We start from the raw sequence: 26,707 nt of genomic DNA, 5'->3' as shown, positions 1-26,707 counted from the left end.
CCATCGGGATCGGCGGGACCGTGTGTCACATCGGCGACACCGTCAGTCGTCGATCCATTCCAGCAGATCCCCGGGCTGACATTCGAGCACCCGGCACATGGCTTCCAGGGTGCTGAACCGAACTGCCTTGGCACGGCCGTTCTTCAGCACCGCGACGTTCGCGGGAGTGAGCCCCACCCGCTCGGCGAACTCACCGACACTCATCTTCCGCTTTGCCAATTCCACGTCGATACGCACGACGATCGACATCAGATCACCGCGTCCATGTCCGACCGCAGCGTGGTGGCCTGGCGCAGCAGTGCGCGCATCACGACCATCAACAGGCCCAGGACGGCCCCGCCCATCAGCATCAGGAAGAGGAGAAGCGGCAACCCTGGGTCATTCGCATTGAAACCGACGTAGAGGAAAACGCCGAGAAGTGTGAGCCAACCCGCGCCGATCGCCCAGACGATTGCCGTGACCCAGACGAGTGAGGCGTGGGTGAAGATGCGGTCGCTGCGCACCAGATTGAGCAATTTCCAGGTGCAGACGATGACCACCTGGGCGCAGAGCACCCAGAACACGGTGACGGCTGTCGCCGGCCAACGCAGGTATGCCTGGTCGGGTGACTCCTCGGCCATGTGCGCGAATTGTCCTGGCAGGGACATGGTTTGGAACAAGACCAGTATCGCGAAGAGTGATAGGAGGAAAACTCGCAGTGCGGTGACAACCCAGCGTTCGTTGAACATGCATCGACTATCACGGTAAATCTATCGAAAGTCAATAGATCAACCGCAACGATGGACGCCGGGGTCTGTCCGGTGTCGGGGCTACGGGTGTGCTGTGGAACTCAGCGTGGTGAGGGGAAAAGTGTTGACGCCAGGGTGATCTGGCCGTCCCGTTCGTTGACGAACTCTCCGGGACACCCGCCACGCAACGCGCTCGAGACGGCAGCGATCACGCGGTCGTCGGCGGGCTCAACGGCATGCTCGAGCTTCGGAATCGGGGCGAGCCTGCACTGGCCGCCATCGAGCCGGCCGTCGGCCAGCTCTTCATTGCTTCGAATCGAGTAGTACTCGACGTCGCCGGGTGTGTCGTCGCCGTTGTTGAGTTCGGCGATGAACGGGGTCACCGGGCAGCCGTCGAAACCGAATCCGGGCAATTGGACGCAGCCGCCGGGCGAGCCGTACTGAGGGGTGCCGATCGCAACGTAGTCGTCGATGCGCTCGGAGCCGCCCAGCGCTTTCAGGTAGTGACGCGCCGACAATCCCCCGTAACTGTGAGCCACGAGTGACAGGCTCTCCACGTCGACTCCGGCCGCCGCACGTTCGACCGACTTCTGAATGGTTCGCGAGTCCGCATAGAGGTCGAGGCCTTTCACGTCGACCGTGTCGACGGTGTACCCCTGGGCAGCCAACTCGGCGGCCATGTCGTGGAAGAGGTCCATGCTCGAGGTTCCCGGAGCCGGTTGCTGGCCGGGTACCAGCAGCACGATGCGTTGGGGCTGACCCGGCGCCGACCCCGCCGATGCGGTGGCGGAGCCGATGAGTGCGGCCACCGAAGCGATCGCGAGTGCACCCATGAGTTTTGTGAGGGCACCCTTAGTGGAAGTCATGGAGGGAAGGTACCTGCCGGGCGGCGTGAGAGCTAGGCCCCCTCCACAAACCTCCCGTCGGGGAACTTGCGACCGAACCGCGACACGGCCTTTCCGAACAGCGAGCGCCGACCGGTCTCGGTGACACGGACCCCGAGGGTGTAGACATTTGCTCCCTGTTCACGCCACACGGTTGACTGGACCGTGTAATGGACGCCGTCCTCGACCACTTCCCGGCTGGTTGTCGATTCGTTGTCGTCCGCCCATGCGAGTTGGGTGTAGTCCACACTCCGGCCCCATTCGGCCAAGTGTGTGTCTGCGAGCCTGCCGGCCACGTGTTTGTCCATGGGCAGCAATACTAGGCGCCGCCGACGACGCGCGGCAGAGTACAAGACCTACAAAAAGCCTGTCGGACAGATTATTTCGGCAATCGACCGACATCGAGCATGGGTACGAGGAATTGCCATGCGATCGCTGCGAGTTGCTTGTCGTCATCGAGGTCGACGACATCGCTTCGGATCGTCAGGAACGATGCGGAGATACGCACCATCATTTCCGCGATGAGGTCGATGTTCAGCTGTTTGTCGACGTTGCCCACTTGTTGCTCGCGACGGAGCTGACCCGCGACGAACTCGCGGACCGCCGCAACCATGCGGCCGTCGTCACCGATCATCGACCCTGCGACCAGACCGGGTTCTGCGTCGATCAGCCCGCCGATCATCGGATTGCCACGGATGGCACGCAGGGAGCTCACGAATCCGAGAACAACTCGCTCGGCCGCGGTATCGGCGGATCGGATGTCGGTGAGGAACCGCTCGAAGTAGCGGCGGAACTCCCGGAAGATGACCTGCTCGATCAAGGCGTCCTTGGTGGCGAACCGGCGATAGACCGTGATGCGGGACATGTTCGCGCGCCTTGCGACATCTTCCATCGACGTGCGCTGGACGCCGGTGCGGCAGAACTGTTCATAGGCGGCGTCCAGCAACCGGGTGCGGGTGGTGTCGTCGCCGGCGTCGGTCCGCCTGATCGCGTCTTTGTACGCGCGTTCGAGCATCGCTCGGGTGCTCGACGTCGCCATAGACGAAGACGGTACCGGTTCTCGGGGCTCAGTTCGTTCGAACAGGTGTGAGTCGCACAAGGAAACTGCACCGCTTGTGACCGGCAACACTTTTGTGCTAACCATGTTACTAAGAAACGCTGATTGTTTCATTGCATCAGCGAATGAATCGTTTGGTCGGACGGGGAGTGAATAGCGTGGACAACTTCAGTAGGCGCAATGCTTTGAAAGCGGGCGGGGTGTTGGGTGCTGCCGGCGCTGCGGCGGTCATCGTTCCGGCGACCCCATGGACGTGGTCGCCTGCCGGTTCGGTGCCGGGTACCGGTAGCGGGGCCGACCCCCGGGGCGTGTGGGACAAAGAGGCCGATCCGGTGGTCGCATCGTTGATCGACCGCGGCGAGGTGCCGCGCGTGAACGAGTTGTTGAAGCACTGGACCAAGAACGGTCAGGCATTGCCTGCCGGCCTGCCGAATGACCTGCGGGACTTCATCGAGTACGCGCGGGAGATGCCGTCCTGGGCGGATCAGGGCAAGTTGGCCACGGCGGTCGAGTTCAACCAGAAGCGCGGGACCTATCTGGGTGTGCTGTACGGCTTCGCCAGCGGCATGATGAGCACCGTCATCCCCAAAGAGGCGCGTGCCGTGTACTACTCCAAAGGCGGCGCGGACATGAAGGACCGCATCACCAAGACCGCGAAACTCGGTTACGACATCGGTTCGCTCAATGCCTACCAGCCCGACGGTGAAATGGTGATCACCTGCGTCAAGACGCGGCTCGCGCACGCGGCGGTTCGGCACCTGCTCCCGCAGTCGCCGCACTGGACGGGATCTGCGCCAGAAGACATCCCGATCAGTCAGGCCGACATCATGGTCACCTGGCACAGCTTGCCCACCACCGTGATGCGGAACCTGAAGAAGTGGAACGTGCAGATCCCGGCCGCCGAATCGGAGGGCTTCCTGCATTCCTGGCAACTGGCCGCACATCTGCTCGGTGTGAAAGACGAGTACATCCCGGCGTCATGGGATCAGGCCGACTCGCAGGCCAAACAGGTGCTCGACCCGATCCTCGCGCCCACACCCGAAGGCATCAAACTCGCCGACATTCTCCTGGGTCTGGGAATGAATCTGGATCTGACGTTGCTCACCCGGCCCATCCTGGGCGCGTTGACCCGGTTCATGCTCGGCGACCAGGTGGCCGATTGGTTGCGCATCCCGCGAGAGCCCGTCTGGACGCCGTTGCTCGAAACCGCATGGGGTCCGTTCGTGGCTGTGCGTGAGGGACTTCTCGATGTGGGCGTCCCGGAAGAGGCGTACTGGTTGTTCGACGAGTTCTTGCGCCAGTTCGTGTTGTTCTACACCTCGGAACTCCGGATGCCGATCAACATCGAGATTCCGGTGATCAACAACCCGAACTACAAGTGATGCCACGGCGCAGATAGTCCGCCGGAGTTTCGGAGAGTGTGAACGTGGACAAAGTGCTGCTCGAGCGGAGCCTCATGCTGGTCGCCGACGACGACGTGGGGCTCACCACCGAGTTCTATGACCGCTTGTTTACCGAGTATCCGTCGGCAAGAGCACTTTTCAGCAGCGACATCCGCCCGCAAGCGCGAATGCTCCAGGATGCGATCGTCGCCGTGCTCGACCACCTCGAGGACCCGACGTGGCTTCGAGACTCGCTGGGGGCGCTGGGCCAGAGGCACGCATCGTGGGGCGTCACGCCTGAGATGTACACCTGGGTCGCGTCCACGATGATCGCCACCATGGCCGAACGTGGAGGTGCCCAGTGGACGGACGCCATGACGGATGCGTGGTCTGAGGCACTCGGAGCAGTCGCCGGCATGATGCTGGAGGCCTACCCCGTGCGCACGGATGGGTCGGGCTGACCGGGGGCCGGCGAACCTGATGTCGTGGTTCTACTGTGAGCGAACAGCTTTCAGTACGGTGTCGTGTGTGTGGTGTGAGTTTCCGGGAGGGGCGGTCGTCCGGGGCTGGGTGCGGTCGACCAGCACCGTCCACTCGTCGCCGAGGAGCTCGGCGAAGTCGTGCGGGTCGAAGAAGTCCCTCGGGTCGATTCCCTTCCAGTTGTGGCCTTCTCGAATCTCGTGGCCCACGATGAGCAGCGTTCCGCCTGGCGCGACGGCGTCTGCGATCGCGCGGGCGGTCTTGCCGCCGTCGGCCCGGGGAACGCTGTGGAGGTATTGCATCGACACGAGGTCGTAGGAGGTCGGCGACGGCGGGTCGGAGATCGGATCACCACGTACCCAGGTGATGGCGTCCGAGTCACCCAATTTCACGGCGCGGTCGATGGCGACCTGCGAGATGTCGACGGCCGTCACCTGCCATCCGCGCTCAGCGAGCCAGCGGGCATCGGCGCCCTCACCGGATCCGAGGTCGAGCGCCCGCCCGGGTGGCAGGTCGGCCACCTCGTCGACGAGGACGGGATTGGGGTTGTTGCTGAAGAGTTGTTCGGCGCTGCTGTAGTGCTCGTCCCAGAATTCTTGGCTCATGCCTCCACAATGGCCGCGAACCGCATGTTTCGACAACTATTCTTGCTGTTTCGGCAACTGAGTTCGGGGAACGTCCGGTCGCGGGCCCAGAAGGGCGATGCATGCCTCGACCATGGTCTCGGTCATCGAGTCGATCGGCCTGCCGTCCTCGACTGCGACCGCTGTCAGTTCGCGTAGGCCTCCCAGAAGCAGGGTGGCCATCGGCCGCGACACCGTTTTAACTCCTACAGTCCGCATCTGAGGTGTGCTCGTCAGCATGACCAGGGTGCGGATCAGTTCCTCCATCGCGTGCCGCTGAATCGGTCGGGCACTGGTTCCCAGGGCGGGGAGCTCGCGAATCCAGCTCAAAGTGATGGCCGGATCCATCTCGATCGACTTCACGTATGCGCCGATCGCCTGCCTGATCTGCATGATCCACCCGGCGTCCGGATCCACAGCCGCCACGATCTCATCGATCATCGAGGCGTTCGCACGCCGCAGCAGCTCGATGAAGCAGTCTTCTTTGCCGGAGAACTCTTGGTAGAAGGTTCGCCGCGAGGTCCGGGCGATGCCGACGATGTCGGCGATGGTGCTCGCCCGGTACCCGCGGACCTCGATCGAAGTGGCCAGCGCATCGAGCAGTCGAACCCGGAATGCTGACCCGTCGGCGTCGGCAGGCTGCAGTTGGTCGACTGACTCCGGGTTGGTTGCCATCGATCCAACGATACGACCCCTTGTTCTCCCCTGGTACGGAAGCGTACCGTCGCAGTGGTACGGCGCAGTACCAGGCGGTGCCGAGAGGGGAGCGTTCGAACATGGGGCCAGCTCATACAGAAACGAAAGACGGTCCGCAGGCAGAGGTGCCGGTGCACCTCCCGCCTGGCCCGCGACTGCCTCGGCACGTGCAGGGACTCGCGTTCGTCGCCGCACGTCGGCAGACGATGCAGGTGCTTGCCCGACGCTACGGGCCGGCGTTCACGCTGAACATCCCGGTTTTCGGGAACACCGTGGTGGTGTCGGACCCACACTTGGCCAAGCAGCTGTTCACCACACCGGCCGGAGTGCTGAGCAACGTGCAGCCCAACCTCGGCCGGATCCTCGGCGACCACTCGATGTTCTCGCTCGAAGGTGACGACCATCGCCGCAGACGAAAGCTGCTCACGCCTCCGCTACACGGCAAGAGCGTGAAGGGCTACGAGCAGATCATCGAGGAAGAGGTCCTCCGCGAGACCGCGACCTGGCCGGAAGATCGCGAGTTCGAGAGTCTGGCTCCGATGATGCGAATAACGCTCAATGCGATTCTTCGTGCGGTGTTCGGCGCCGATGGGGAGCAGCTCGACTCACTACGGCGCATCATTCCGCCGATGGTCGAATTGGGCTCGCGCCTCGCGACATTGCCGAACACGACGATCAACCTCGGCCGGTTCGACCCCTGGGATCGATTCCTGGCTCGCCGTCGTGAATACGACTCGATCATCGACGACCTGATCTCCACGGTGCGCAGCGACCCCGACTTCGCCGAACGGACCGACATCGTCTCGCTGATGCTGCGAAGTACCTACGACGACGGGTCGCCGATGTCGAACACCGAGATCGCCGACGAACTTGCGACGCTGCTCGCTGCGGGCCACGAGACCACCGCCACCACGCTGGCGTGGGCGTTCGAGCGATTACGCCGTAACCCGGATGCGTTGGCCCGCTTGACCGCTGAGGTCGACGAGGGGGACACCGTGTTCCGGCAGGCGACGATCCTGGAGGTGCAGCGCAGCCGGCCCGTGATCGATCTCGCCGGGCGAACAGTGGTGGCTCCTGTGCTGGAGCTGGGTGAGTGGCGCATCCCGCAGGGGCACACAGTGCTTGTCAGCATCTCTCTGCTGCACGACGACAGTGAGCAGTTCGAGGATCCAGAACGATTCGACCCCAGCCGGTTCCTGGATCACAAGCCGTCCGCCGCATGGCTCCCGTTCGGCGGTGGAACGCGCCGGTGCATCGGTGCGGCCTTCGCGAACATGGAAATGGATGTCACCCTGCGGACCGTGCTGGAGAAGTTCGAACTGCTCCCGACGACAAAACCCGCTGAGCGATGGCACAGTCGCGGCGTCGCTTATGCGCCCCGCCGAAAAGGGCAGATTGCTGTGCGTCGCCGCAGTGGAAAATGATGTGGCAGACCTGAAGGAAGGACCGCCAACTGTGTAGCGTGACCACATGGACCTGCAGCGACTACGAATCCTGAGGCAGCTCGCGGACCGCGGCACCGTGGGAGCCGTGGCGCAGGCGATGAACATGACACCGTCGGCGGTGTCGCAGCAGTTGAAGGTCCTGGGCCGCGAAGCCGGGATCGCCCTGCTCGAACAGGATGGTCGTCGGGTTCGTCTCACCGACGCCGGTCGCGCATTGGTACTACGTGCCGACGAGGTCATCGCCGCGGTGCAACGGGCCGAGGCGGAGATGGCGTCGTACCGAGATGACGCCGTCGGCGAAGTGCGCTTGGCGATGTTCCCCTCGGGGGCTGCTCTGCTGTTACCGGGTGTCCTCAACCGGATGAGCGATCGTCGGATCCGGTTGATCGCCGGCGACGAAGACGTCAAATACGTTGACGCGCCTGCCTTGCTGGCCGATTTTGATGTTGTCCTGACCCATCGGGACGAGCGGGCGCCACAGGTTGTCGAGGCGAGGGTGTCGGTGACAACCGTGATGCGTGAGCCCATCGACCTGGTGGTCGGGGGTGGTCATCGTTTGGCCGGTCGCAGCGAGGTGACGCTGGCTGAACTCGAAGACGAGGACTGGATCAGCGTCCGCGGCGGATTCCCGGTTGATGACGTGCTGCTCTCCCTTGCGGCGGCGACCGGGGTGGCGCCGCGAGTCACCCACCGCATCAACGACTTCCGTGTCATCGAGTCGATGGTGGCACGTGATCACGGAGTGGCGCTCATGCCCCGGTTCTCCATCCGGGATCCGGACTGCAGCCGCCTTGTTCTCACCGGCGTGCGCGCCGCGCGGGTATACGAGGCGTTGAGCCGCCCGATGGGTGATCAGCGAGGTGCGGTGAGGCAACTTCTTGCAGCACTTGTCGCCGAGGGTGATTCGGCCGGGGCATGATCGCTCGGCAGAACCGCCGCCCGACTACGCTATTGGTACGCCGGAGGTCAGGATCTGTGCCACGTCATCGGGAAAGGGTTGTGGCGCACCGGATTCGTCGGCGTGGACATACACGGTCTCGACGGTGCAGCACTCCCGATCTGCGACCTTGACGTCGAAGCACATCGTGAAACTGGTGCGTCCGACGCGTGGGCAGGTGACGTAGACGTCGACCACCTCACCCCAGACCGCCGACGCGGTCCAGGTGAGCGTCGACTTCTTGACGCGCAGCATTTCGCCGAAATCGAGGATTCCCCGTTGCCGGCAGAACTCCGCGCTGGCCTCGTCGCAGTACAGCAGATAGTGCGCGTTGAAGACCACGCCCTGCTGGTCGGCCTCGGCGTAACGTACCGGGGCCGACCAGGTGGGTCGAGTTCCCTCGGAACCGACTACGGGGCCCACGTGCGTGGGGCCTGCTCGCCGGAATCGGCGTTCCCGCTGCCGTCGGCCACCCGCACGGCCCGGTTCACCGCCGAGACCACCGCGCGCAGCGATGCCGTGGTGATCGACGGTGCAATTCCGCAGCCCCATACGGTTTCGCCGCGAACCTGAACCTCAACGTAGGCAGCGGCATTCGCGTCGTCGCCGGCGGTCAGCGCGTGCTCGGCGTAGTCGAGCACCTGCACGTCGTACCCGACGGTTGACAGCGCGTCGACAAAGGCGGCCAGCGGTCCGTTGCCGGAGCCGGTGATCTCTTTCTCTTTGCCGTCGACCTTCACGGTCGCCGTGATGCGGTCTTCGCCACCGTCTTCCTCGGCGGCGTCGACGCGCTGGCGGATCCGTTCGAGCGGCTTGAGCGGCTGCAGGTACTCCTGAGCGAAGACGTCCCACATCTCCTTGGGAGAGACCTCGCCGCCTTCACCGTCGGTGATCTTCTGGATCTCGCGGCTGAACTCGATCTGCAGACGGCGCGGCAGTGACAGTCCGTGGTCCGCCTTCATGATGTAGGCGACGCCGCCCTTGCCCGACTGGCTGTTGACTCGGATCACGGCCTCGTAATTGCGGCCGACGTCCTTGGGGTCGATCGGCAGGTACGGAACCTGCCACAGGATGTCGTCGATGTCCGAGTCGGCCTCGTCCGCAGAGATCTTCATCTGGTCGAGGCCCTTGTTGATGGCGTCCTGATGGCTACCGGAGAACGCGGTGTACACCAGATCGCCGCCGTACGGATGGCGCTCGTGCACACCGAGTTGGTTGCAGTATTCGACCGTGCGGCGGATCTCGTCGATGTCGGAGAAGTTGATCTGCGGATCGACCCCGCGACTGAACAGGTTCATGCCGAGCGTCACCAGACAGACGTTGCCGGTGCGTTCGCCGTTGCCGAACAGGCAACCCTCGATGCGGTCGGCGCCGGCCTGATAGCCGAGTTCGGCAGCGGCGACGGCAGTTCCGCGATCGTTGTGCGGATGCAGGCTCAGGATCACCGAGTCGCGGCGGGCCAGGTTACGGTGCATCCACTCGATCGAGTCGGCGTACACGTTGGGTGTGGCCATCTCCACGGTTGCCGGGAGGTTCAGGATGATCGGCTTTTCCGGTGTGGGGTCGATGATCTCGGTGACCGCGTCACACACCTCTTTGGCGTAGGACAGTTCGGTGCCCGTGTACGACTCCGGGGAGTATTCGTAACGCCAATTGGTGTCGGGGTACTTGACCTCTTCGGCGCGGACCTTGTGGGCAGCGTCGGTGGCGATCTTCTTGATGGCTGCCTTGTCGGCGCGGAAGACTACCCGGCGCTGGAGCACCGACGTCGAATTGTAGAAGTGCACAATCACATTCGCGGCGCCGCGACATGCGTCGAAGGTGCGTTCGATCAGTTCGTTCCGGCATTGCGTGAGGACCTGGATGGTCACGTCCGACGGGATCGCATCGTCTTCGATGATCTCGCGGACGAAGTCGTAGTCGGTCTGGCTGGCCGAGGGGAACCCGACCTCGATCTCCTTGTAACCCATCCGCACCAGCAGGTCGAACATGCGGCGCTTACGTGCCGGGCTCATCGGGTCGATCAGAGCCTGATTCCCGTCACGGAGGTCGACGGCGCACCACATGGGGGCGCGGTCGATCACCTTGTCGGGCCAGGTGCGGTCGGGGACCGCGACGTTCTCGACCTCATCGGCAAAGGCGCGATAACGATGTGCGGGCATCGCGGAATTGCGTTGGGGGTTCCACGACGGTTGTCCGGAAGGAATGGGTCCGGCGGGTTCGCTGATCCGGCTGGAACTGGAAGTGAATGCATCGGCGGCAGGCATGAGGGTCAATCTCCGGGGTTGGGGGAATGAGACCGGCGCGTCAAAGATCCCGCGACGGGAAGCCGGTCTGGATCAGACCCCGCCGCGGCAACCGAGAAGGAGCACGCGCTGCATTTTTGTGACTGTACTCCCGAAGGCGCGGAAGTCCAAAGGTGGTTCACCGGTTCTCCGGAACCAATGGCCGTCCCCACGTCTCGGCGAACGCGATCTCCGGCAACGGCAGGCGGGTGCGTTCGCGCCCATCACGCTCTCGAATGTCGGCGGGCAGCGCAGCGGGATCAGCGAGTCGGCCGATGGCCAGGATCAGCAGTGGTCGAATCGAGTGGGGAATGCCGAACTGCTGCACCAGGTCTGGCGCGCGGAACCCGCCCATGGGATGTGCGTTCCATCCGTCGGCCTGGGCTTGGACGATCATCTGCCCGGCGGCGAGCCCCACGTCGAGCGTGGCGTAGTCGTGCATTTTCGGGTCGTCGGGGAGGTCGTCGGTACACAGGACGATCAGTGCTGCGGCGGCTGGTGCCCACGATTGGTTCCCGCGTTTGAGTGCCTCGGTGATCCCGGCGAATGTCGGATCACCGCGGCGGCCGACGACAAAGCGGACCGGCTGGCGACCGCCACCCGTGGGCGCCCACCGGCCCGCCTCGAGGATCGACTGCAGATGCTCGTCGGACATGGTTGCGTCGGCGTCGTAGCCGCGTGCACTCCATCGGTCTGCGAGTAGCGGGTGCACGGGCAGCAGCTCCTTGGGGCCGGGCGGGGACTAGTCGGTGACCGGCCGGCGTTCGCGGAGAACGATTGCCACCACTGCGGCCACCACCGCCAAGAGTGCCACGCTCACCAGCGACGTGATGTGCAAGCCGTCGACGAATGCGCTGCGTGCGGCGTCGGCGAGAGCACTTCCGGCGCCCGGGTCCAGGGTCTGCGCCTGGGTGAGTGTCTGCGAGAGGGTGTCCTCGACCCCGCTGCCCTCGCCGGACCGGCGGAACACCATCGTCGCCACCGAACCGAGAACGGCGAGTCCGAATGCCGTTCCCAACTCGAAGCTGGTCTCGGACAGACCGGCCGCCGACCCACTGCGCTGAGCAGGCACCGACGACACGGCCACATCGGAAACCAGCGAGAAGATCACGCCGTAGCCGACACCGGCCAGCGTGGAGCTGATCAGGTAGACCAGGACGCCTTGGTCGACGCCGAGACCGAGCATGCCTGCGTTGCCGATCGCAGCGGCCAGCAGCGAGAAGACAAACGCCCAGCGCACCGACATGATCGCGGCGATGCGGGAAGCGCTCATCGAGAAGATCGCCACGGCAATCGCCATCGGGATACCGAGCACTGCGGCCTGGAGCACGTCGCGTCCGAGGACCGACTGCAGGTAGATGCCGCTGAGGTAGCTCAACGCGGCAAGGGTCATCATGCCCGTCAGCGCGCTGCCGATCGCAACGGAGAACCCGCGGCTCTTGAAGAGCTTGAGGTCGATCAAGGGATTTTCTGTTCGACGCTCGTGGGCGGCGAACAACGCCATCCCGACAATGCCGATGGCGGCGAAGGCGGCTGTGGTGGTGTCGATCCCTTCGGCTGCGCCGTGCTTGATGGCGTAGACGAGCGGGAGGATGCCGATCAGCGACAGCAGCACGCCGAGGACGTCGAAGGGGGCTGAGCTGGGTGAGCGGTACTCCGGGACCAGGCGGGGACCGAAGACCAAGAGGATCAGCAGTACGGGCACATTGATCAAGAAGACGGAGCCCCACCAGAACTGGTGGAGAAGGGCGCCGCCGATCACCGGGCCGATGGCCGATCCGCCTGCGAACGCCGCCGTCCACATGCCGATGGCCTTCGCCCGGGCAACGGGGTCGGGGAACATGTTGCTGATCAGCGACAGGCTCGAGGGCAGGAGGGTTGCGCCACCGATGCCCATGATGGCGCGAGCAGCGATGAGCGAGCTCGCGTCGGGGGCGAATGCTGCGATCGCCGAAGCGACGCCGAAGAGGCTGGCACCGACGAGCAGCAGCTTGCGTCGACCGAACCGGTCACCGAGATTGCCCATCGTGATCAACAGGCCGGCGATGAGGAATCCGTAGATGTCGACGATCCACAATTGCTGCGTGGCAGAGGGGGCGAGTTCGGCGCTCAGGGTGGGGATCGCCAGGTACAAGACGGAGAAGTCCATGGACACCAGAAAGACCGGCAGCGTCAGTACTGCCAGTCCCAGCCAGGTCCGGCGGTCCGGGCGGCTGGTGCTCGCGTCGGATCGCGGATCGGTCTGTTTGTCGATGATGCTCACGGGGGTGCTCCAATCACGCTGCGAACACACGAGCGGACGCCGGCGTTGGCCGCGTTGAGGGCGCTATATGTGTTCGTACGGCGATCGTCCGCTCGTGGCGGCTCGATCAACCTGAGTACAACGTACGCATAAGAGTACGTTGTACGCAAAGCGTTTATTCCATCGTTCGGCCTTTGTTCACCGTCCCGGCCGTGAACACGGACAATGAACGCGGCGAAGGAGAGATGTGATGAGAGCACAGGAAGGCGCAGTGAGCGGCGGCCTCGACCCGGCACCCGAGTCCGCGAAACTGACCCGCGGCGCGGTGGTCAATGCCGCGATCGAACTCGCGGATGCCGACGGGTTCAACGCCCTCACCATGCGAAAGATCGCCGATCGGCTCGGCGTCGGCACGATGTCGCTGTACCGGCACATCGCCGACAAGGATGCGCTGTTGCGCGAGATGTCGAATGAGATCGGCATCCGCTTCCCGTACCCGCCCGCAGACGATGCGACGTGGCGTGAGCGGGCGTGGATCGCGGCCGAGGTCGACTGGACCCTGTATCAGCGCCACCCCTGGGTACTGCTGGCCTTTGCATCTCCGCGGACCAGCATGGGCCCGCAGAGCCTGAACTGTCTCGACTGGCTCGTCGACGCCTTCCTTGATCTCGAGGTCACTCCCGCGGTCGCCACCGAGATGGCGCTGACCCTGTGGAACCTGATCGCGGGCACGGTGCTCAGCACCGTCGCCGAACGACTACTGCTCGACCGGGCCGCCGATGAAGACCAAGGCCAGAGTGGACTGGCCCATCTTCTGGCAGGCAATCCCGAAAGCGACCCGCCACCCCATCTCGCAGCACTGGTCGGCACGCATCATTCAGAACTCACCGACCCCCGTCATCTACTCACCCAGGGCGTCGCCGCGCTGTGCGACGGGTTCGAATTGAGGGCGGCCAGATTGCGTGACGGACACTGACGGGCTGGTCACATGGCGTGCGGATAGACCGTCAACATGTGTGCGCCGAACCATGAGCTGAAGGCGACAACCGCCAGCGAGACCAGGATCTGTGTGGACCCGCGACGTTTGGCCAGACCGATCGCGATCGGGATCAGCAAGACGAACGCCGGGAGCAACAGTCGAGGGCGGCTCATCATCAGACCGCTCGAGGCACCGATGGATACGACCACCAGAGCTCCGTACACCGCCACCGGCCACGGCACGCGCTCGGCGAAACTCAACAACGCCAGGGCGATGGTGATCAGCATGATCCAGGCCGTGGCCACCGGCGCGATCTCGCCGGAGTTCACAAGCGCGTAGTTGATGAACTCGTAGGCGGCCTGGCCGTAGTCCACCCGCGTGTCCCAGCCCTCGGTTTGGATCTTGAACCAGCCGAGGGGTTCGCCAGTCTTGTGCCAGACCACCGCCAGGTACCCCAGGTACCCCAGTGGACTGAGCACGATGGCCGCCCACGCTCTCGGTCCGTCGCGGAATCGCAGGGCCGCTGCCACCACGACGACGACGATGAGGACCACCGCGGTCGGACGGCTCAGTCCGGCCAGCATCGTGCAGATCCCGGCCAGCAACCATCGTCGCTCCAGCACGCCGATCAGCGCCCACGCCGCAAGTGCGCAGAACAGTGCCTCGGTGTAGGCCATCGACAAGACGATGCCCATCGGCGCTGCGGCGAACAGAACGGCGAGCAGCAGCCCAGCCCGACGGGGATCGGCCTCGACGCGCACCACCTGGCCGTCGTCGGCCCTCTGGATGTCCTCGGCAAACCAAGCGGTGAAGCGTGTGGGCACGAGCCGGGGCTTGTGTTCACGGTTCTGCATCTGTGTGGCGCAGAGCGTTCCGATCCGGGCGACGCCCACCGCGGCCAGGCATCCGAGCACCACGTTCACGGTGAGGGCCGCACCCAGTGGACTGAAGCCGGGCACCTTGTCCACCGCCCCGGCGAGTAGCGGATAGCCGGGGAAGAACGCGTATGGCGTGTCGGAGTCGCGCATACCCTGCGCGTCGGTCTGGGTCAGCGGCACGCCCCCGTACCCGTGCTCGGCGATGGCAAGCATCCATTTGCCGTCCCACGCCGAGAGCGCCGCGCCGAGACTGCTGCCGCGCAGCTGGGTGAACCGCTCCAGCACGAGCATGCCGACCAGACGGATCAGGAGGAAGGCGGCGATCGGCTCGACCCAGTCACGCCGTCGATACAGGAGGTCGCTGACGGATTCGAATCTTGCTCGGGTCAGCACCTGAGCGATCCTAGTGCCGAACGCTCGCTCGGGGCGGACGCTGTCGGCTGCACGGCCGATCCGCCAGTTCCGAAGCACGCTAAAGCAATTGCCGCGTGTCCGCCCGAGCCCCGGGTGGGCGGCGGTCTCCGGGCTCGACGGTGCAGCGACACGCTTGCACGTGGGGGAGTTGCGGGTGGCTATCCTTGCACGAGGCGGGAGGCAGTCTTGCACTGTTGCCCGCTCATTGATTTTGAAGGTTCGCAGCAGCTAGAGAAGGGAAACTCGGTGGCTCTGGTCGTGCAGAAGTACGGCGGCTCCTCGGTTGGCGACGCCGAACGGATCCGCAGAGTGGCCGAACGCATCGTTGCGACCCGTAAGGCGGGCAACGACGTGGTGGTCGTGGTGTCGGCGATGGGCGACACCACCGACGAGCTGCTCGACCTCGCCGAGCAGGTCTGCCCGGCGCCGCCGCCTCGCGAGATGGACATGCTGCTCACCTCGGGTGAGCGCATCTCCAACGCGCTGGTCGCGATGGCCATCAGCTCCCTCGGCGCGGAAGCCCAGTCGTTCACCGGTTCGCAGGCGGGTGTGATCACCACCAGCAGCCATGGCAAGGCCAAGATCATCGACGTCACGCCCGGCCGCGTCCGGTCGGCGCTCGACGAGGGCAAGATCGTTCTCGTCGCGGGCTTCCAGGGTGTCTCGCAGGACACCAAGGACGTCACCACGCTGGGGCGTGGCGGGTCCGACACCACCGCCGTGGCACTCGCCGCGGCCCTCAACGCCGATGTCTGCGAGATCTACACCGACGTCGACGGCATCTACACCGCTGATCCGCGCATCGTCCCGAACGCCCGCCATCTGGCGACGGTCTCGTTCGAAGAGATGCTCGAGATGGCTGCATGTGGCGCGAAGGTGCTCATGCTGCGCTGCGTGGAATATGCCCGCCGTTACAACGTTCCCGTTCATGTGCGCTCGTCGTACTCAACCAAACCCGGCACCATGGTGTCCGGATCGATGGAGGACATTCCCGTGGAAGAAGCCATCCTCACCGGCGTTGCCCACGACCGCAGCGAAGCCAAGGTGACGGTTGTCGGCCTGGACGACAAGCCGGGCTACGCCGCCAAGGTCTTCCGTGCAGTTGCCGATGCCGAGATCAACATCGACATGGTGCTGCAGAACGTCTCCAAGGTCGAGACGGGCAAGACCGACATCACCTTCACGTGCCCCAAGGAACTCGGTCCGATCGCCGTCGAGAAGTTGTCCACGCTGAAGGAAGAAATCGGCTTCAGCTCGATCCTCTACGACGATCACATCGGCAAGGTGTCGCTGGTCGGTGCGGGCATGAAGTCGCATCCCGGCGTCACGGCCACATTCTGTGAGGCTCTCTCGGAAGCCGGCGTCAACATCGAGCTGATCTCCACGTCGGAGATCCGGATCTCGGTGCTGTGCCGCGACACCGAGCTCGACAAGGCTGTGCGCGTACTGCATGACGCATTTGATCTCGGTGGCGAGGAAGAGGCCACCGTCTACGCCGGAACGGGGCGATAGCAATGGGTGTACGTGTAGGAGTCGTCGGCGCGACCGGCCAGGTCGGCGCCGTCATGCGAAAGCTGTTGGAAGAGCGCAATTTTCCGGCCGACGAGATCCGCTTCTTCGCGTCGTCACGATCGGCGGGCAAGAAGCTGCCGTGGCGTGGTGGCGAGATCGAGGTCGAGGACGCGTCGACCGCAGATCCCACCGGCCTCGACATCGCGCTGTTCTCCGCCGGCGCGACCATGTCTCGTGAGCAGGCGCCGCGGTTCGCCGCCGCCGGTGTCACCGTGATCGACAACTCGTCGGCCTGGCGCAAGGATCCCGATGTGCCGCTGGTTGTCTCAGAGGTCAACGGTGAGCAGGCGAAAAACCCGACCAAGGGCATCATCGCCAATCCGAACTGCACCACGATGGCTGCGATGCCGGTGCTCAAGCCGCTGCATGACGCGGCCGGGCTGCAGCGTCTGATCATTTCGTCGTACCAGGCGGTCTCCGGTAGTGGTCTCGCCGGCGTCGAAGAGCTCGCCACCCAGTTGCGGGCAGGCATCGATGACGCGGAGAAGCTGGTGCATGACGGATCGGCGGTGTCGCTGCCCGATCCCGTCAAATATGTTGCGCCCATTGCCTTCAACGTGCTCCCGCTGGCCGGTTCGCTTGTCGACGACGGTTCGGGTGAGACCGACGAAGACCAGAAGCTGCGCAACGAGTCCCGCAAGATCCTCGGCCTGCCCGACCTGTTGGTGAGCGGTACGTGTGTGCGGGTTCCCGTCTTCACCGGTCACTCGTTGTCGATCAACGCCGAGTTCGCGAACCCGTTGTCGGTCGAAGAGGCCACCAAGATCTTGGCTGACGCCGCGGGCGTCACGTTGACCGATGTGCCCACCCCTCTGGCTGCTGCAGGCAAGGACAACTCGCTGGTCGGCCGTATCCGGCAGGATCCGGGTGCACCCGAGGGACGCGGCCTGGCGCTGTTCGTCTCCGGTGACAACCTCCGTAAGGGTGCTGCCCTCAACACGATTCAGATCGCCGAACTGCTTGTCTAGTCGGTAGATCCTCCGGTTCCGAGCACTTCCTCCGGTTGCAACCGGAGTTTCTGACTGGAGTCGGAGGATGAGGCCGGGTGGCCGTGGTTTCATATGTGGATGTTGCGCGTCCGGACACTCGCGGTTCTGCTCACGACGCTGGTCATAGGACTCAACGCCGGGCCTGCCCAGGCCACACCGGGTATTCCCGATGTCGGGCCGCCGGGGACGTCGTTGATCCACGGGGACTTGGCGTCGACGGACACCACGCCCCATCCCGGCCCTGGAGTGGCCGGGCGCTTGGTCGCGTCGTCGTTGCCCGGTGGAGCATGTGCGGCGACCTTCATTGGTAGCGATGGCATGCCCGTGGCGCTGTGCACCGGATACGTGGGTGTCGATCCGCCAGGCGTCGCGGTGCCCACAGTGCAACTCTTCGACCCGGTCACCGCCCAGCCGGTCGCGTCCATCCAGCTCACCAAAGGGGGTCTCCTGGGCGGCGTCTATGGATATCTCGACAGCCGCGACCGCGTGGTGATGGCTGACGGATCGGGTTCAGTGCTCAAGATCGCGCATCGCAAAACCGCTGCGGGGCAATGGAACCTGTATGTCGCCGAGCGAATCGACGTGAGCGCTCACATTCCCGCCGGAGATGCCATCACCGGATTGGCGCCCGACTATCAACAGCGCATCTGGTTCGCGACCACCGGTGGACTGGTCGGCACGATCTCCCCTGACGGCCACATCGCTTCGATGCACCTGCCGCCGGGCGAGAGGCTCACGAACGGTTTGAGTGTTCGGCGGGCGGGTGCTTCTGTCCTCACCGATCGTGCCCTTTACGAGATGCACGCCGACGACACCGGCACGCCCGCCACCGTCTGGCGGCAGACCTACACCGCGGGCAGTGTCCGGAAACCAGGGCAGCTGGCTCCTGGATCGGGCACCACGCCAACATATTTCGGGGTGGACGACGAGTACGTGGCAATCGTCGACGACGCCGAGCGGCCCAATCTGATCGTCCACCGCAGCGACAACGGAACGGTGGTGTGCGCAACGCCCGCCTTCGGCACCTCCGGCCAAGGCACCGAGAATTCGCCGATGGCGTGGGGCAATTCGCTTGTCATCCCCAGCACGTACGGGTTCGGCTACCCGCCGTTCGCGACGTCCGGGCCCAGTGACCCACCGGCCGCGACGTTCGCCGGAGGGATGACCCGCATCGACGTCACCGACGCCGGATGCCGTCGCGTCTGGGAAACCAACGATCGCATGGCGACCCTGCCGAAATTGTCGCGATCCGACGGCCTCATCTATGCGCTGGCCTACGCGACCTCGACAGAAGCCCTCGCGGGCAACGGGATTCAGCAGATCGGACCGGTCTACTTCGTGGCCGTCGATTTCGCGACGGGCACGCGACGAGCCTTCACCCAGGTCGGAGCAGCGCCCGTCGACGAACCCTTGCAATTGACCGGGACCATCGGTGCCGACGGATCGATGTGGCAGGCGACGGTGGGCCGGATGTTGAAGATCAGCTCGTGAGGAGCTGGGTCAGTACAGCTTCTTGCCGTAGCTCTCCCCGTAATACTTCTGCAGCTCTTCGAGATTCGACCCTTTGTTCAGCACATGCGCGATCTCTGCGGGGCTGGGCAACACGTCTGGTTTCCATGTTTCCGGACGCCAGAGGTCGGCGCGCATGAATGCTTTTGCGCAATGGAAGAACACCTCCTCGACGGCGACCTCGAGGGCGAGGATGGGCCGTCGGCCGCGAATCGCCAGTGCGTCAAAGTAGTCCGCGTCCCGCAGAACAGTCGCGGTTCCGTTGATCCTCAGGGTGTCACCCCTGCCGGGGACCAGGAAGTTGGTGCCGACGTGTGGGTTGGACAGCACGTTCAGGTAGCCGTCGACGCGCCTGTTCCCCGGCCGCTCGGGTATGGCGATCGTTCGCGAATCGATGACGTGCACAAAGCCAGGGGGATCGCCTTTCGGCGAGACATCCACGCGACCGTCGGCGTCGGTGGTGGCGACGAAGGCGAAGGGCGACCGCGCCAACCACTCGAGATGCACCGGCAGGAGTTCGGGGCGCACCTTCTTCGCGACGCGATCGATTGGTTCGCCGACCAGGGCGCGCAGTTCTTCGACGCTGGAGACCTCGACACGTGTGCTCATCTGACCATCGTTGTCGCGGACGGCGTCGGACGGCAACCTGATGGAAAGACGAAAGGTGCGCACTCTGGTCAGGGCGCAGGTGGAGTAGTGGGACAATCGACGGTGTGACGCAGGACCCAGACAAGCAGCCGAAGGACTCGGACCGCGATGGCCCCGACCTCGAGAAATCGAGTATCGGCCCCGACGGCCCGGTAGAAGTGCCGTCCGACCTCTCCGGCATGCCGTCATTGGCCGAACTCGACGCGATGGATCTGGCGGCGATCGAGGCGGGGCGACAGTCCAAGGACAAAGACCACGCGGTGCTCGATGAGCCGGCACCCCCTCCGGCCGCGCTGTACCACGCCTGGTTGCTGTGGCTGGGTGGTGCCGCTGCTGCGCTGGTCAGCGTGGTCTACGGGTTCGTGAACGCGGGGTCCATCAGCGATCTGCTCAACGAGCGCCTCCAGGCCGATGTCGCCCGTGATCCCGGTGCGGCGGCGCCTGTGGACCGCATCGACTCGTTGTCGAGCTTCTTCCCACCGGCGATGCTCGTCGCAACGCTTGTTCTGCTCGCCGTGCAGTATCCGCTGCTGGTGGCGACGTCTCGGCACCGCAGCCGGGGTGCCAGGAACGTCTACGTGACCGCTGTACTGGTGATGTTGCTGTGCATCCCGATGGGTATCGATCTTCTCTTCGACTACCCGTCGATCTCCGGCGTCATCAAGTTCATGGGGTGGCTGCAGTTCACGTTGCTGTTGTTGTCTGCGCTGTTCACTCTGCGGCGCGGCGTCAACCGATGGCTGCCGCCCTCGATGAGGATGAAACCGACCCAGATCATGCGGCCGGGTAACCGCTAGTCCTGCTCGGGTTCGCGGACAGCGTCTGCGGCTTCGATGATGATCTCGCGCATGGCCCGCTCCGCTTCCACAGGGTTGCGCAGGCGGATTGCCCGGGCGACCGCGTCGTGGAGGTCGATGGCAGCCGGGTTGGGGTTGGTCGGCATCATGCCGTGATGTGTACGACCGGCGAGCACCTCACCGACCACATCGCTCAGCGCGCGGAACATCTCGTTCCCGCTCGCCTCGAGCAGGGTGCGATGGAAGACCTTGTCCGCCAACAGATATTGGTCGAGGTCGCCCGACCGGCCGTGCATGACCATGTCCGAGACCGCGGCAGCGAGGATGCGGCACTGATGCTCGTCCGCGCGTTCTGCAGCGAGGGCCGCGGCGACGGGTTCGAACCCGCGCCGCAGCTCTGACAGGGTCAGAAGGAAGTCGGTTCGCTCTCCGGCGTCGAGTCGCCAACGGATCAGCCGTGGGTCGAAGACATGCCAGTGGCTGCGGGGCTGAATGGTGATCCCGACGCGTCGGCGTGAGGCCACGAGGCCCATCGATTCCAAGACCCGGATTGCTTCGCGGGCGACGGTACGCGACACCCCGTACTGGACGCCGATGCTGTCGAGAGTGAGAACCTCGCCCTCCTGGTGATGCCCGGAGACGATCTGCGTGCCCACGCCGGTGAGAACGCTGCCATGAAGTTCACCCACACTCGCCTCTGTTGCCACCGATTTATCTTCTCATTGCTGCCAAGTCCCTTCAAAAGAATGCTTTAAGTGCTCAGGCGCTTGCAATAGTATGATCATTGCGGCAATATTTGTGACCGGCAGCACAAGAGCGAGGAGTCAACAATGCGAGCACCGCTGGTCGTCATGGGGGTGTCGGGGTCCGGCAAATCCACCGTCGGAGCCGCGCTGGCGCAGCGCCTCCGGGTGCCATTCGCTGATGCAGATGATTTCCACCCGCCGGCCAACATCGCCAAGATGTCCAGTGGACAGCCGCTCGACGACAACGATCGTCACCCGTGGCTGGAGGTGATCGGCCAGTGGCTGGCCGATCATGCCGACGGCGGCGTGATGAGTTGTTCGGCGCTCAAGCACAAGTACCGCGACCAGCTCCGGCGGCATTGTCCCGAGGTGTGTTTTGTCCACCTCGACGGCACGCCTGAAGTGATCGCGAAACGTCAGGCAAGCCGGCCGGGGCATTTCATGCCGCCGTCACTCTTGTCGTCGCAGTTCCACACTCTCGAACCACTCGCCGACGATGAGCGAGGAATTGTCATCGACATCGATCAGTCGATCGACGACATCGTCGAGTCCTACATCACCCGGACAGAACACAAGGAGAACTGATGAGCTCACCATCGGCGGTGCTGCTGGCGGCAGACACCGAACTACCCGAGCCGGTCGCCGCCGGGTGGCAGTTGATCCTCGCTGCGCTCGTCGGCATCGCCGTCATCGTCGTGTTGATCACCATCGCCAAGGTGCACCCGTTCCTGGCGCTCGTGGCCGGCGGGCTCACCGTGGGAATCGTTGCCGGCGAGCCGGTTCCGGACGTACTGGAGTCGTTCACCGACGGATTCGGCAGCACCGCGGCCGGAGTCGGGATCCTGATCGCGCTCGGTTCGATGTTCGCAAAGCTCCTCGCGGACTCCGGTGGCGCCGATGAGATCGTCGACACCATCGTCGGGCACGCTTCCCCCCGCATGCTGCCGTGGGCGATGGCCCTCGTCGGCGCGATCATCGGTCTGCCGATGTTCTTCGAGATCGGCCTGGTGCTGTTGATGCCGGTCATCTACCTGGTGGCACGCCGGTCGGGCCTGTCGCTGATCACCGTCGGGATCCCCGCTCTCGCAGGTCTTTCGGCGATGCACGGCTTCGTGCCGCCCCATCCGGGACCGCTGGTCGCCATCGACGTGCTCGGTGCTGACCTCGGAACGACGCTGGCGCTCGGTGTCGCGGTTGCGGTGCCGACCATCATCGTGGCCGGACCTCTGTTCGGAAAGCTCGCGGGCCGCTGGGTGGTGCTGCCGGTTCCCACCACCTTCGACGCCGATCCCGAAGACACGCTTGTCAAGACCAAGCGCCCGTCGTTCGGCATCACGATCTTCAGCGTCCTGCTGCCGGTTGTGTTGATGCTGGGCAAGGCCATTGCCGAGATCTTCATCAGCGACGACGACCAGATCGTGCGGCAGGTTCTCGATGTGCTCGGAACGCCGATCATCGCCTTGCTGATCGCAGTGGTGGTCGCGATGTTCACCCTCGGCCGTGGGTCGGGGATGGACCGCGACACCATCTCCAAGACGACCGGTGCCGCGTTGCCCGCGATCGCCGGCATCTTGCTCATCGTCGCTGCGGGCGGTGGCTTCAAGCAGGTTCTCGTCGACAGCGGGATCGGCACGTTGCTCGCCGATTGGGCCAAAGAAGCGAACATCTCCGTGCTGTTGCTCGCCTGGGTGCTCGCCGCCCTGATCCGGCTGGCGACAGGGTCGGCCACGATTGCCACGATCACTGCGTCCTCGCTCATCCTGGGCCTTGTCGACGGGCTGAGCAGCGGCGAACTGTCGCTGGTGGTCCTGGCCATCGGTGCCGGCTCGGTCTTCTTCTCACACGTCAACGACGCCGGCTTCTGGCTGGTGAAGGAGTACTTCGGCATGAGCGTCGGCCAGACGATCAAGACGTGGTCGATCATGGAGACCGTGTTGTCGGTGTCCGGCCTGATCGTTGTACTGCTTCTGGGCCTGGTGATCTGAGGCAAGACATCACAGAAACCGCCCACCCGCGATTCACCTTGGAAGGTGACTCTGCGCGTGGGCGGTTTCTGCGTGGGGCACCTCGCTTGGTGGAACATTCACGCGGTGCCTCGTTGCACACTTTCTGTGCTCGGGCGGCCGGATGTGACTTATTGGGCTGACCTGTGTGCAGTGGGGCTCAGGTCTGCGACGCGGGAAGTAATGCCGGCGTCACTCTCCGGACAGGTCCGCAGACAGATCACGAGCACCGGTGCCTGCGGGGACCTCGACCTCGACGACCGGCTCCTCGCGGTCGTCGAACTCGAGGCGCAGGGCGCGACAGATGGTGGCATGCATGTCGTAAAGGCATGTGATGTAGGTCAGTTCGAGAATCTCGGGATCGCTGAGCTCGGCCTTGAGGATGTCGACGACCGCGTCGGGCACCCGACCACCGTCGAACACCAGACCATCGGTATAGGCGAGTACGGCCCGTTCCAGTTCTGTGTAGCAGTCGGCGATCTGCCAGTGCGCGATGGCGGCGATCTTCTCTTCGGGCATCCCCAGCGACCGCATCTGTTTGGAGTGCTGGGAGAAGACGAATTGGCTGCCCCGCGCATAACCGGCCCGGCACTGGCCGAGTTCACGCAGCATGGGGTCGAGCGTCGCGTTGCGGTAGAGAGCGAATCCCCTTACTGCATGGTCGAATACGTTGGGTGACTGCGCAAAGACGGTCCACCAGTCGCCCGGGGTGCCGTGAACGGTGCCCCCGTCGACGGCCGGGTCTTTGTCGGGGCCGAAGAGCCTGTCGTAGAAGAACAGGATCTTGTCGTCGGTGACCTCGGCGCGGGGCACTTGGCGAAGACGTGGCACTACGAGTTCCTCTCGTCGATGGTGTTGCGACTCTGGTTATGGAGAGGTCGCAACACGTCGGTCGGCAGCGGTCTTCGGCTCGTGAGCGACGTCGGCATCGGTGAATTCGCGAGTCCAGCAGGCGAACTCGAGCAGTACCCCGTCCGGGTCCTGGAAGTAGAACGACCGCACGAATGTGCCGGGATGAACGTGGCGTGACACCCCGAAAGCGCTGTCATCGTGGTTCAGCACCTGGCTGACCTTGATGCCCTCGGACGTGAACCGGTCATAGTATTCGTCGAACTTCTCGGGCGGCACCGCAAAGGCCACGTGGTTCATCGAGCCGACCGCGCTGGCGAGCTCGCCCTCGTCGGGGAGGCCCTTCGGCGCAGCGATGCCCGGTGCGGCGTCAGGCGAGTCCGCCAGCCAGAAGAACGCGATGGTGTTTCCGTTGCCGCAGTCGAAGAAGAAGTGCTGACCCAGATCGGCCGGTAGCTCGATGGTCTTGATCAGAGGCATGCCGAGGGTGCCCGAGTAGAAGTCGATCGTCCGCTTCATGTCCGAGCACACCAAGGCCAAGTGGTTGATGCCGCCCAGTTCGTATTTGGCGTTCGCTGCGCCCATGTTCATCTCCCCGATGTGTCGAAACATGACTTGACAGTCAGGTCATGTTTGGACAGAGTGTGACCGTGATCACGCAACCTGTCAAGACCGCGCTGCCGGTGGTCGAGAGTTTGACCCCTCGCGGCCGGAAGACGCGGGACGCGTTGCTCGACGCCGCTCGCGGGGTGTTCGAGGATGTCGGGTTTCTCGACACCAGGGTTGAGCACATCGCCCAGGCGGCGAACGTTTCCTACGGCACCTTCTATCGGTACTTCGAGTCGAAAGACGCCGTGTTCTGGGAACTGAGCACCCGACTGTTCGAGGACACCCACCGCCGGAACGGCGTGGAAGACAACGCCTCACCGGCGCAGCGACTCATCAAGTCCAATCATGCGTATTACCAGGCCTATCGGCGAAACGCGAAACTGATGGCGATCGTCGAACAGGTCGCGACCTTCAACACCGACTTCCGACGCCTGCGCCATGAGCATCGCCGCGAACTCATCGAACGCAGCGCCCGCGCAATCGCCCGGTGGCAAGACGACGGTGAGGTGTCGGCCACGCTCGATCCGGAACTGGCGGCCCGATCGCTGGCCGCGATGGTGGACCACACGCTCTATCTGTGGCTTGTGCAGGGGGAGGACGCCGACGAGAAGGCCCTCCTCGACACGCTCGACCAGATGTGCCTGGGTGCCCTCGGTCTGAACCGCCCCTGAGGTCAGCGTTCGCGGAGCACACCGGCGCTCTGGGAGTAGGACAGATGGCCACCGAGAGCGCCGGCAACACCACTGAACGCCAGGCCTGCGAGCGACCAACCTCCACCGCGCAACGCGAACCCGTTGTGGCGGTGCCACCAGGATCGCGCCAGGCAACCAAGGCTGACGGTGTTCGCGGCCATGTGCACAACTGCGACACGGCGCTGGGCCGTGTCGAGCGTTGTGTACTCGGCAAGACCTGTGATCGAAGCGGGGATTGCCGCGGCGATGCCGAACGCGACCAGCCGCTGAGCAGCGATGCGCTGGCCGGTGAGGTCCAGTACCGGCACTGCCATCCAGGCGCCGATGGGCACTGTGACCAGTACGGGATGGAGGGGATGTCCGAGCCACCGGCCACGCAGAACATCGAGGACCGCGGTCGGGATTGCGCTGTTCACCAGGTCGGCGAGTTGACCCGCCGGCGCGTCGACCGCGGAGAGTTCTTCGACGGAGGCGAGGGCGTGGGCGACCGGGCGGGGGCCGTCGGGCCGGACCACATCCGTCAGCGACGTGATGGCGTCCGGGTCTGATCCGTCGTGTGTCTCCGCCGGAAGTGTCGCGCTGGGGTCGTTCGGTGGTGTGGTCACGTGCAGGGGATTCCCGATTTCTGTCGCTTCAATCACGTCGGTGCCGGGTGGTACCGCCTTACTGATCCGTGCGGGCCTGATCATCTCGTCGCGCACTCGTCGCGCTGTCCACCAGATTGGATTAATTCCAGATTAGATCTGGACTGATTCCAGAAAAGGGCGTACGGTCGGAGACATGAGTTCGCAGCAACCAACCCCGGACACGCGAGAGCAGTTGCGTGCAGTGGGCCTTCGGGTGACCGCGCCACGGGTGGCGGTCCTCGAGGTGCTGGAGCGGCATCCTCACTCCACTGCGGACTTCGTCGCCGCTCGCGTCCGCGAACAACTCGGCGGCGTGTCGACCCAGACGGTGTACGACGTTCTTCGCGTCTGCTCCGAACGCGGTCTACTGCGGCACATCGAACCAGCGGGCTCGTCCGTCAGGTACGAGAACCGGATCGGTGACAATCACCATCATCTCGTCTGCCGCCAATGTGGAGCGATTCATGATGTCGACTGCGCGGTGGGTGAGGCCCCGTGTCTCGAACCGAGCGACAAACACGGCTTCGTGATCGACGAGGCCGAGGTGACCTACTGGGGCCTGTGCCCCGACTGCCGGGTCGATTCCACTGATGGCCCTGCGATCACCGGACTTCCGCGGGTGGCCGTGACCTGACGG

Annotated in this window: 30 protein-coding genes; 13 read left to right on the top strand and 17 right to left on the bottom strand. The window is 64.4% G+C overall.

Features of this window, described 5'->3' with window-relative positions; all coding sequences use genetic code 11:
* Nucleotides 1-42 precede the first annotated feature (42 nt).
* The 5 genes from KXR83_RS22215 to KXR83_RS22195 form a co-directional block, all read right to left on the bottom strand.
* The gene (locus KXR83_RS22215) at nt 43-249 is read right to left on the bottom strand and encodes a helix-turn-helix domain-containing protein (RefSeq protein WP_023956557.1); all 207 of its coding nucleotides are present in this window, start codon (nt 247-249) and stop codon (nt 43-45) included.
* Entirely contained in the window at nt 249-728 is a 480-nt protein-coding gene (locus KXR83_RS22210; protein WP_437426702.1) for a DUF2975 domain-containing protein, read from the bottom strand. The genes KXR83_RS22215 and KXR83_RS22210 overlap by 1 nt, the downstream gene beginning before the upstream one ends.
* A 101-nt stretch (nt 729-829) precedes the next feature.
* Nucleotides 830-1,594: an esterase/lipase family protein gene (locus tag KXR83_RS22205; protein ID WP_437426701.1), complete on the bottom strand. Its 765-nt coding sequence runs from the start codon at nt 1,592-1,594 to the stop codon at nt 830-832.
* Between the two features lie 32 nt (nt 1,595-1,626).
* A complete protein-coding gene (locus KXR83_RS22200) occupies nt 1,627-1,920 on the bottom strand; it encodes a hypothetical protein (RefSeq protein ID WP_437426700.1) in 294 nt (97 codons plus the stop codon).
* 71 nt (nt 1,921-1,991) lie between these two features.
* Nucleotides 1,992-2,651 (bottom strand): TetR/AcrR family transcriptional regulator, encoded by a 660-nt coding sequence (locus tag KXR83_RS22195; RefSeq protein ID WP_437426699.1) that lies wholly within the window; start codon nt 2,649-2,651, stop codon nt 1,992-1,994.
* Nucleotides 2,652-2,827: 176 nt separating this feature from the next.
* Here KXR83_RS22195 and KXR83_RS22190 point away from each other — a divergent pair, with 176 nt between their 5' ends.
* Complete coding sequence (locus KXR83_RS22190) at nt 2,828-4,051, top strand: oxygenase MpaB family protein (RefSeq protein ID WP_437426698.1); 1,224 nt, start codon at nt 2,828-2,830, stop codon at nt 4,049-4,051.
* Nucleotides 4,052-4,095: 44 nt separating this feature from the next.
* Nucleotides 4,096-4,512: a globin domain-containing protein gene (locus KXR83_RS22185; RefSeq protein WP_437426697.1), complete on the top strand. Its 417-nt coding sequence runs from the start codon at nt 4,096-4,098 to the stop codon at nt 4,510-4,512.
* A 30-nt stretch (nt 4,513-4,542) separates the two neighbouring features.
* Here KXR83_RS22185 and KXR83_RS22180 read toward each other — a convergent pair whose 3' ends face one another.
* A complete protein-coding gene (locus tag KXR83_RS22180; RefSeq protein WP_437426696.1) occupies nt 4,543-5,136 on the bottom strand; it encodes a class I SAM-dependent methyltransferase in 594 nt (197 codons plus the stop codon).
* Between the two features lie 36 nt (nt 5,137-5,172).
* Nucleotides 5,173-5,829 carry a TetR/AcrR family transcriptional regulator gene (locus KXR83_RS22175; RefSeq protein WP_437426695.1) on the bottom strand — a complete coding sequence of 219 codons (657 nt, stop codon included), beginning with the start codon at nt 5,827-5,829 and terminating at the stop codon, nt 5,173-5,175.
* A 101-nt stretch (nt 5,830-5,930) separates the two neighbouring features.
* Between KXR83_RS22175 and KXR83_RS22170 the strand changes: the two genes are divergently transcribed.
* Both KXR83_RS22170 and KXR83_RS22165 read left to right on the top strand, forming a co-directional pair.
* Entirely contained in the window at nt 5,931-7,274 is a 1,344-nt protein-coding gene (locus KXR83_RS22170; RefSeq protein WP_437426694.1) for a cytochrome P450, read from the top strand.
* Nucleotides 7,275-7,320: 46 nt separating this feature from the next.
* Nucleotides 7,321-8,214 carry a LysR family transcriptional regulator gene (locus KXR83_RS22165; RefSeq protein WP_437426693.1) on the top strand — a complete coding sequence of 298 codons (894 nt, stop codon included), beginning with the start codon at nt 7,321-7,323 and terminating at the stop codon, nt 8,212-8,214.
* A gap of 24 nt (nt 8,215-8,238) precedes the next feature.
* On the opposite strand, the gene KXR83_RS22160 is transcribed toward KXR83_RS22165, so the two are convergent.
* The 4 genes from KXR83_RS22160 to KXR83_RS22145 form a co-directional block, all read right to left on the bottom strand.
* Nucleotides 8,239-8,655: an acyl-CoA thioesterase gene (locus KXR83_RS22160; protein ID WP_437426692.1), complete on the bottom strand. Its 417-nt coding sequence runs from the start codon at nt 8,653-8,655 to the stop codon at nt 8,239-8,241.
* Complete coding sequence (gene leuA, locus KXR83_RS22155; protein ID WP_437426691.1) at nt 8,643-10,499, bottom strand: 2-isopropylmalate synthase; 1,857 nt, start codon at nt 10,497-10,499, stop codon at nt 8,643-8,645. Before leuA ends, KXR83_RS22160 begins: the two co-directional genes overlap by 13 nt.
* 157 nt (nt 10,500-10,656) lie before the next feature.
* On the bottom strand, nt 10,657-11,229 hold the full coding sequence (locus tag KXR83_RS22150; protein ID WP_437426690.1) for a nitroreductase family protein: 573 nt from the start codon (nt 11,227-11,229) through the stop codon (nt 10,657-10,659).
* A 30-nt stretch (nt 11,230-11,259) separates the two neighbouring features.
* Nucleotides 11,260-12,780 carry an MFS transporter gene (locus KXR83_RS22145; RefSeq protein ID WP_437426689.1) on the bottom strand — a complete coding sequence of 507 codons (1,521 nt, stop codon included), beginning with the start codon at nt 12,778-12,780 and terminating at the stop codon, nt 11,260-11,262.
* 229 nt (nt 12,781-13,009) lie between these two features.
* Between KXR83_RS22145 and KXR83_RS22140 the strand changes: the two genes are divergently transcribed.
* Entirely contained in the window at nt 13,010-13,735 is a 726-nt protein-coding gene (locus KXR83_RS22140; protein WP_437426688.1) for a TetR/AcrR family transcriptional regulator, read from the top strand.
* A gap of 8 nt (nt 13,736-13,743) precedes the next feature.
* Here the strand turns inward: KXR83_RS22140 and KXR83_RS22135 are convergent, their stop codons facing one another.
* Nucleotides 13,744-14,907: a hypothetical protein gene (locus tag KXR83_RS22135; RefSeq protein WP_437426783.1), complete on the bottom strand. Its 1,164-nt coding sequence runs from the start codon at nt 14,905-14,907 to the stop codon at nt 13,744-13,746.
* A gap of 369 nt (nt 14,908-15,276) precedes the next feature.
* Here KXR83_RS22135 and KXR83_RS22130 point away from each other — a divergent pair, with 369 nt between their 5' ends.
* The 3 genes from KXR83_RS22130 to KXR83_RS22120 all read left to right on the top strand — a co-directional run bounded on the left by KXR83_RS22130 (nt 15,277) and on the right by KXR83_RS22120 (nt 19,082).
* Complete coding sequence (locus tag KXR83_RS22130) at nt 15,277-16,542, top strand: aspartate kinase (protein WP_023956524.1); 1,266 nt, start codon at nt 15,277-15,279, stop codon at nt 16,540-16,542.
* Between the two features lie 2 nt (nt 16,543-16,544).
* Nucleotides 16,545-17,570, top strand: a complete 1,026-nt coding sequence (locus KXR83_RS22125; protein WP_437426687.1) for an aspartate-semialdehyde dehydrogenase — start codon at nt 16,545-16,547, stop codon at nt 17,568-17,570.
* A 99-nt stretch (nt 17,571-17,669) separates the two neighbouring features.
* The gene (locus tag KXR83_RS22120; RefSeq protein ID WP_437426686.1) at nt 17,670-19,082 is read left to right on the top strand and encodes a hypothetical protein; all 1,413 of its coding nucleotides are present in this window, start codon (nt 17,670-17,672) and stop codon (nt 19,080-19,082) included.
* A gap of 9 nt (nt 19,083-19,091) precedes the next feature.
* Here the strand turns inward: KXR83_RS22120 and KXR83_RS22115 are convergent, their stop codons facing one another.
* Nucleotides 19,092-19,709 (bottom strand): pyridoxamine 5'-phosphate oxidase family protein, encoded by a 618-nt coding sequence (locus KXR83_RS22115; RefSeq protein ID WP_437426685.1) that lies wholly within the window; start codon nt 19,707-19,709, stop codon nt 19,092-19,094.
* A 104-nt stretch (nt 19,710-19,813) separates the two neighbouring features.
* Here KXR83_RS22115 and KXR83_RS22110 point away from each other — a divergent pair, with 104 nt between their 5' ends.
* A complete protein-coding gene (locus tag KXR83_RS22110; protein ID WP_437426684.1) occupies nt 19,814-20,545 on the top strand; it encodes a hypothetical protein in 732 nt (243 codons plus the stop codon).
* Here the strand turns inward: KXR83_RS22110 and KXR83_RS22105 are convergent.
* Nucleotides 20,542-21,252, bottom strand: a complete 711-nt coding sequence (locus tag KXR83_RS22105) for a FadR/GntR family transcriptional regulator (protein WP_437426683.1) — start codon at nt 21,250-21,252, stop codon at nt 20,542-20,544. The genes KXR83_RS22110 and KXR83_RS22105 overlap by 4 nt on opposite strands.
* 123 nt (nt 21,253-21,375) lie before the next feature.
* On the opposite strand from KXR83_RS22105, the gene KXR83_RS22100 reads away from it, so the two are divergent.
* Together KXR83_RS22100 and KXR83_RS22095 are read left to right on the top strand one after the other, a co-directional pair.
* Nucleotides 21,376-21,876: a gluconokinase gene (locus KXR83_RS22100; RefSeq protein ID WP_437426682.1), complete on the top strand. Its 501-nt coding sequence runs from the start codon at nt 21,376-21,378 to the stop codon at nt 21,874-21,876.
* On the top strand, nt 21,876-23,276 hold the full coding sequence (locus KXR83_RS22095; protein WP_437426681.1) for a GntT/GntP/DsdX family permease: 1,401 nt from the start codon (nt 21,876-21,878) through the stop codon (nt 23,274-23,276). Before KXR83_RS22100 ends, KXR83_RS22095 begins: the two co-directional genes overlap by 1 nt.
* A gap of 210 nt (nt 23,277-23,486) precedes the next feature.
* On the opposite strand, the gene KXR83_RS22090 is transcribed toward KXR83_RS22095, so the two are convergent.
* Complete coding sequence (locus KXR83_RS22090; protein ID WP_437426680.1) at nt 23,487-24,125, bottom strand: carboxymuconolactone decarboxylase family protein; 639 nt, start codon at nt 24,123-24,125, stop codon at nt 23,487-23,489.
* 36 nt (nt 24,126-24,161) lie between these two features.
* Nucleotides 24,162-24,728: a VOC family protein gene (locus KXR83_RS22085; protein WP_437426782.1), complete on the bottom strand. Its 567-nt coding sequence runs from the start codon at nt 24,726-24,728 to the stop codon at nt 24,162-24,164.
* Between the two features lie 65 nt (nt 24,729-24,793).
* Here KXR83_RS22085 and KXR83_RS22080 point away from each other — a divergent pair, with 65 nt between their 5' ends.
* Nucleotides 24,794-25,423, top strand: coding sequence for a TetR/AcrR family transcriptional regulator (locus KXR83_RS22080; protein ID WP_437426679.1), 630 nt, complete (start codon nt 24,794-24,796; stop codon nt 25,421-25,423).
* Nucleotides 25,424-25,425: 2 nt separating this feature from the next.
* Here the strand turns inward: KXR83_RS22080 and KXR83_RS22075 are convergent, their stop codons facing one another.
* A complete protein-coding gene (locus KXR83_RS22075; protein WP_437426678.1) occupies nt 25,426-26,049 on the bottom strand; it encodes a DUF2231 domain-containing protein in 624 nt (207 codons plus the stop codon).
* Nucleotides 26,050-26,224: 175 nt separating this feature from the next.
* On the opposite strand from KXR83_RS22075, the gene KXR83_RS22070 reads away from it, so the two are divergent.
* Nucleotides 26,225-26,704, top strand: a complete 480-nt coding sequence (locus tag KXR83_RS22070) for a Fur family transcriptional regulator (RefSeq protein WP_437426677.1) — start codon at nt 26,225-26,227, stop codon at nt 26,702-26,704.
* The last annotated feature ends 3 nt before the right edge of the window (nt 26,705-26,707 follow it).

Source organism: Williamsia muralis (assembly GCF_051487485.1).
Lineage (GTDB): Bacteria > Actinomycetota > Actinomycetes > Mycobacteriales > Mycobacteriaceae > Williamsia > Williamsia muralis_B.
This window is presented reverse-complemented; position numbering and strand designations above follow the sequence as displayed.

Excerpts from the sequence above, each read along its gene's own strand:
- KXR83_RS22215 (WP_023956557.1), bottom strand. The coding sequence starts at position 249 with ATGTCGATCGTCGTGCGTATCGACGTGGAATTGGCAAAGCGGAAGATG.
- KXR83_RS22210 (WP_437426702.1), bottom strand. The coding sequence starts at position 728 with ATGTTCAACGAACGCTGGGTTGTCACCGCACTGCGAGTTTTCCTCCTA.
- KXR83_RS22205 (WP_437426701.1), bottom strand. The coding sequence starts at position 1,594 with ATGACTTCCACTAAGGGTGCCCTCACAAAACTCATGGGTGCACTCGCG.
- KXR83_RS22200 (WP_437426700.1), bottom strand. The coding sequence starts at position 1,920 with ATGGACAAACACGTGGCCGGCAGGCTCGCAGACACACACTTGGCCGAA.
- KXR83_RS22195 (WP_437426699.1), bottom strand. The coding sequence starts at position 2,651 with ATGGCGACGTCGAGCACCCGAGCGATGCTCGAACGCGCGTACAAAGAC.
- KXR83_RS22180 (WP_437426696.1), bottom strand. The coding sequence starts at position 5,136 with ATGAGCCAAGAATTCTGGGACGAGCACTACAGCAGCGCCGAACAACTC.
- KXR83_RS22175 (WP_437426695.1), bottom strand. The coding sequence starts at position 5,829 with ATGGCAACCAACCCGGAGTCAGTCGACCAACTGCAGCCTGCCGACGCC.
- KXR83_RS22170 (WP_437426694.1), top strand. The coding sequence starts at position 5,931 with ATGGGGCCAGCTCATACAGAAACGAAAGACGGTCCGCAGGCAGAGGTG.
- KXR83_RS22165 (WP_437426693.1), top strand. The coding sequence starts at position 7,321 with ATGGACCTGCAGCGACTACGAATCCTGAGGCAGCTCGCGGACCGCGGC.
- leuA (WP_437426691.1), bottom strand. The coding sequence starts at position 10,499 with ATGCCTGCCGCCGATGCATTCACTTCCAGTTCCAGCCGGATCAGCGAA.
- KXR83_RS22140 (WP_437426688.1), top strand. The coding sequence starts at position 13,010 with ATGAGAGCACAGGAAGGCGCAGTGAGCGGCGGCCTCGACCCGGCACCC.
- KXR83_RS22135 (WP_437426783.1), bottom strand. The coding sequence starts at position 14,907 with ATGCTCGTGCTGGAGCGGTTCACCCAGCTGCGCGGCAGCAGTCTCGGC.
- KXR83_RS22125 (WP_437426687.1), top strand. The coding sequence starts at position 16,545 with ATGGGTGTACGTGTAGGAGTCGTCGGCGCGACCGGCCAGGTCGGCGCC.
- KXR83_RS22120 (WP_437426686.1), top strand. The coding sequence starts at position 17,670 with ATGTTGCGCGTCCGGACACTCGCGGTTCTGCTCACGACGCTGGTCATA.
- KXR83_RS22115 (WP_437426685.1), bottom strand. The coding sequence starts at position 19,709 with ATGAGCACACGTGTCGAGGTCTCCAGCGTCGAAGAACTGCGCGCCCTG.
- KXR83_RS22100 (WP_437426682.1), top strand. The coding sequence starts at position 21,376 with ATGCGAGCACCGCTGGTCGTCATGGGGGTGTCGGGGTCCGGCAAATCC.
- KXR83_RS22095 (WP_437426681.1), top strand. The coding sequence starts at position 21,876 with ATGAGCTCACCATCGGCGGTGCTGCTGGCGGCAGACACCGAACTACCC.
- KXR83_RS22085 (WP_437426782.1), bottom strand. The coding sequence starts at position 24,728 with ATGGGCGCAGCGAACGCCAAATACGAACTGGGCGGCATCAACCACTTG.
- KXR83_RS22070 (WP_437426677.1), top strand. The coding sequence starts at position 26,225 with ATGAGTTCGCAGCAACCAACCCCGGACACGCGAGAGCAGTTGCGTGCA.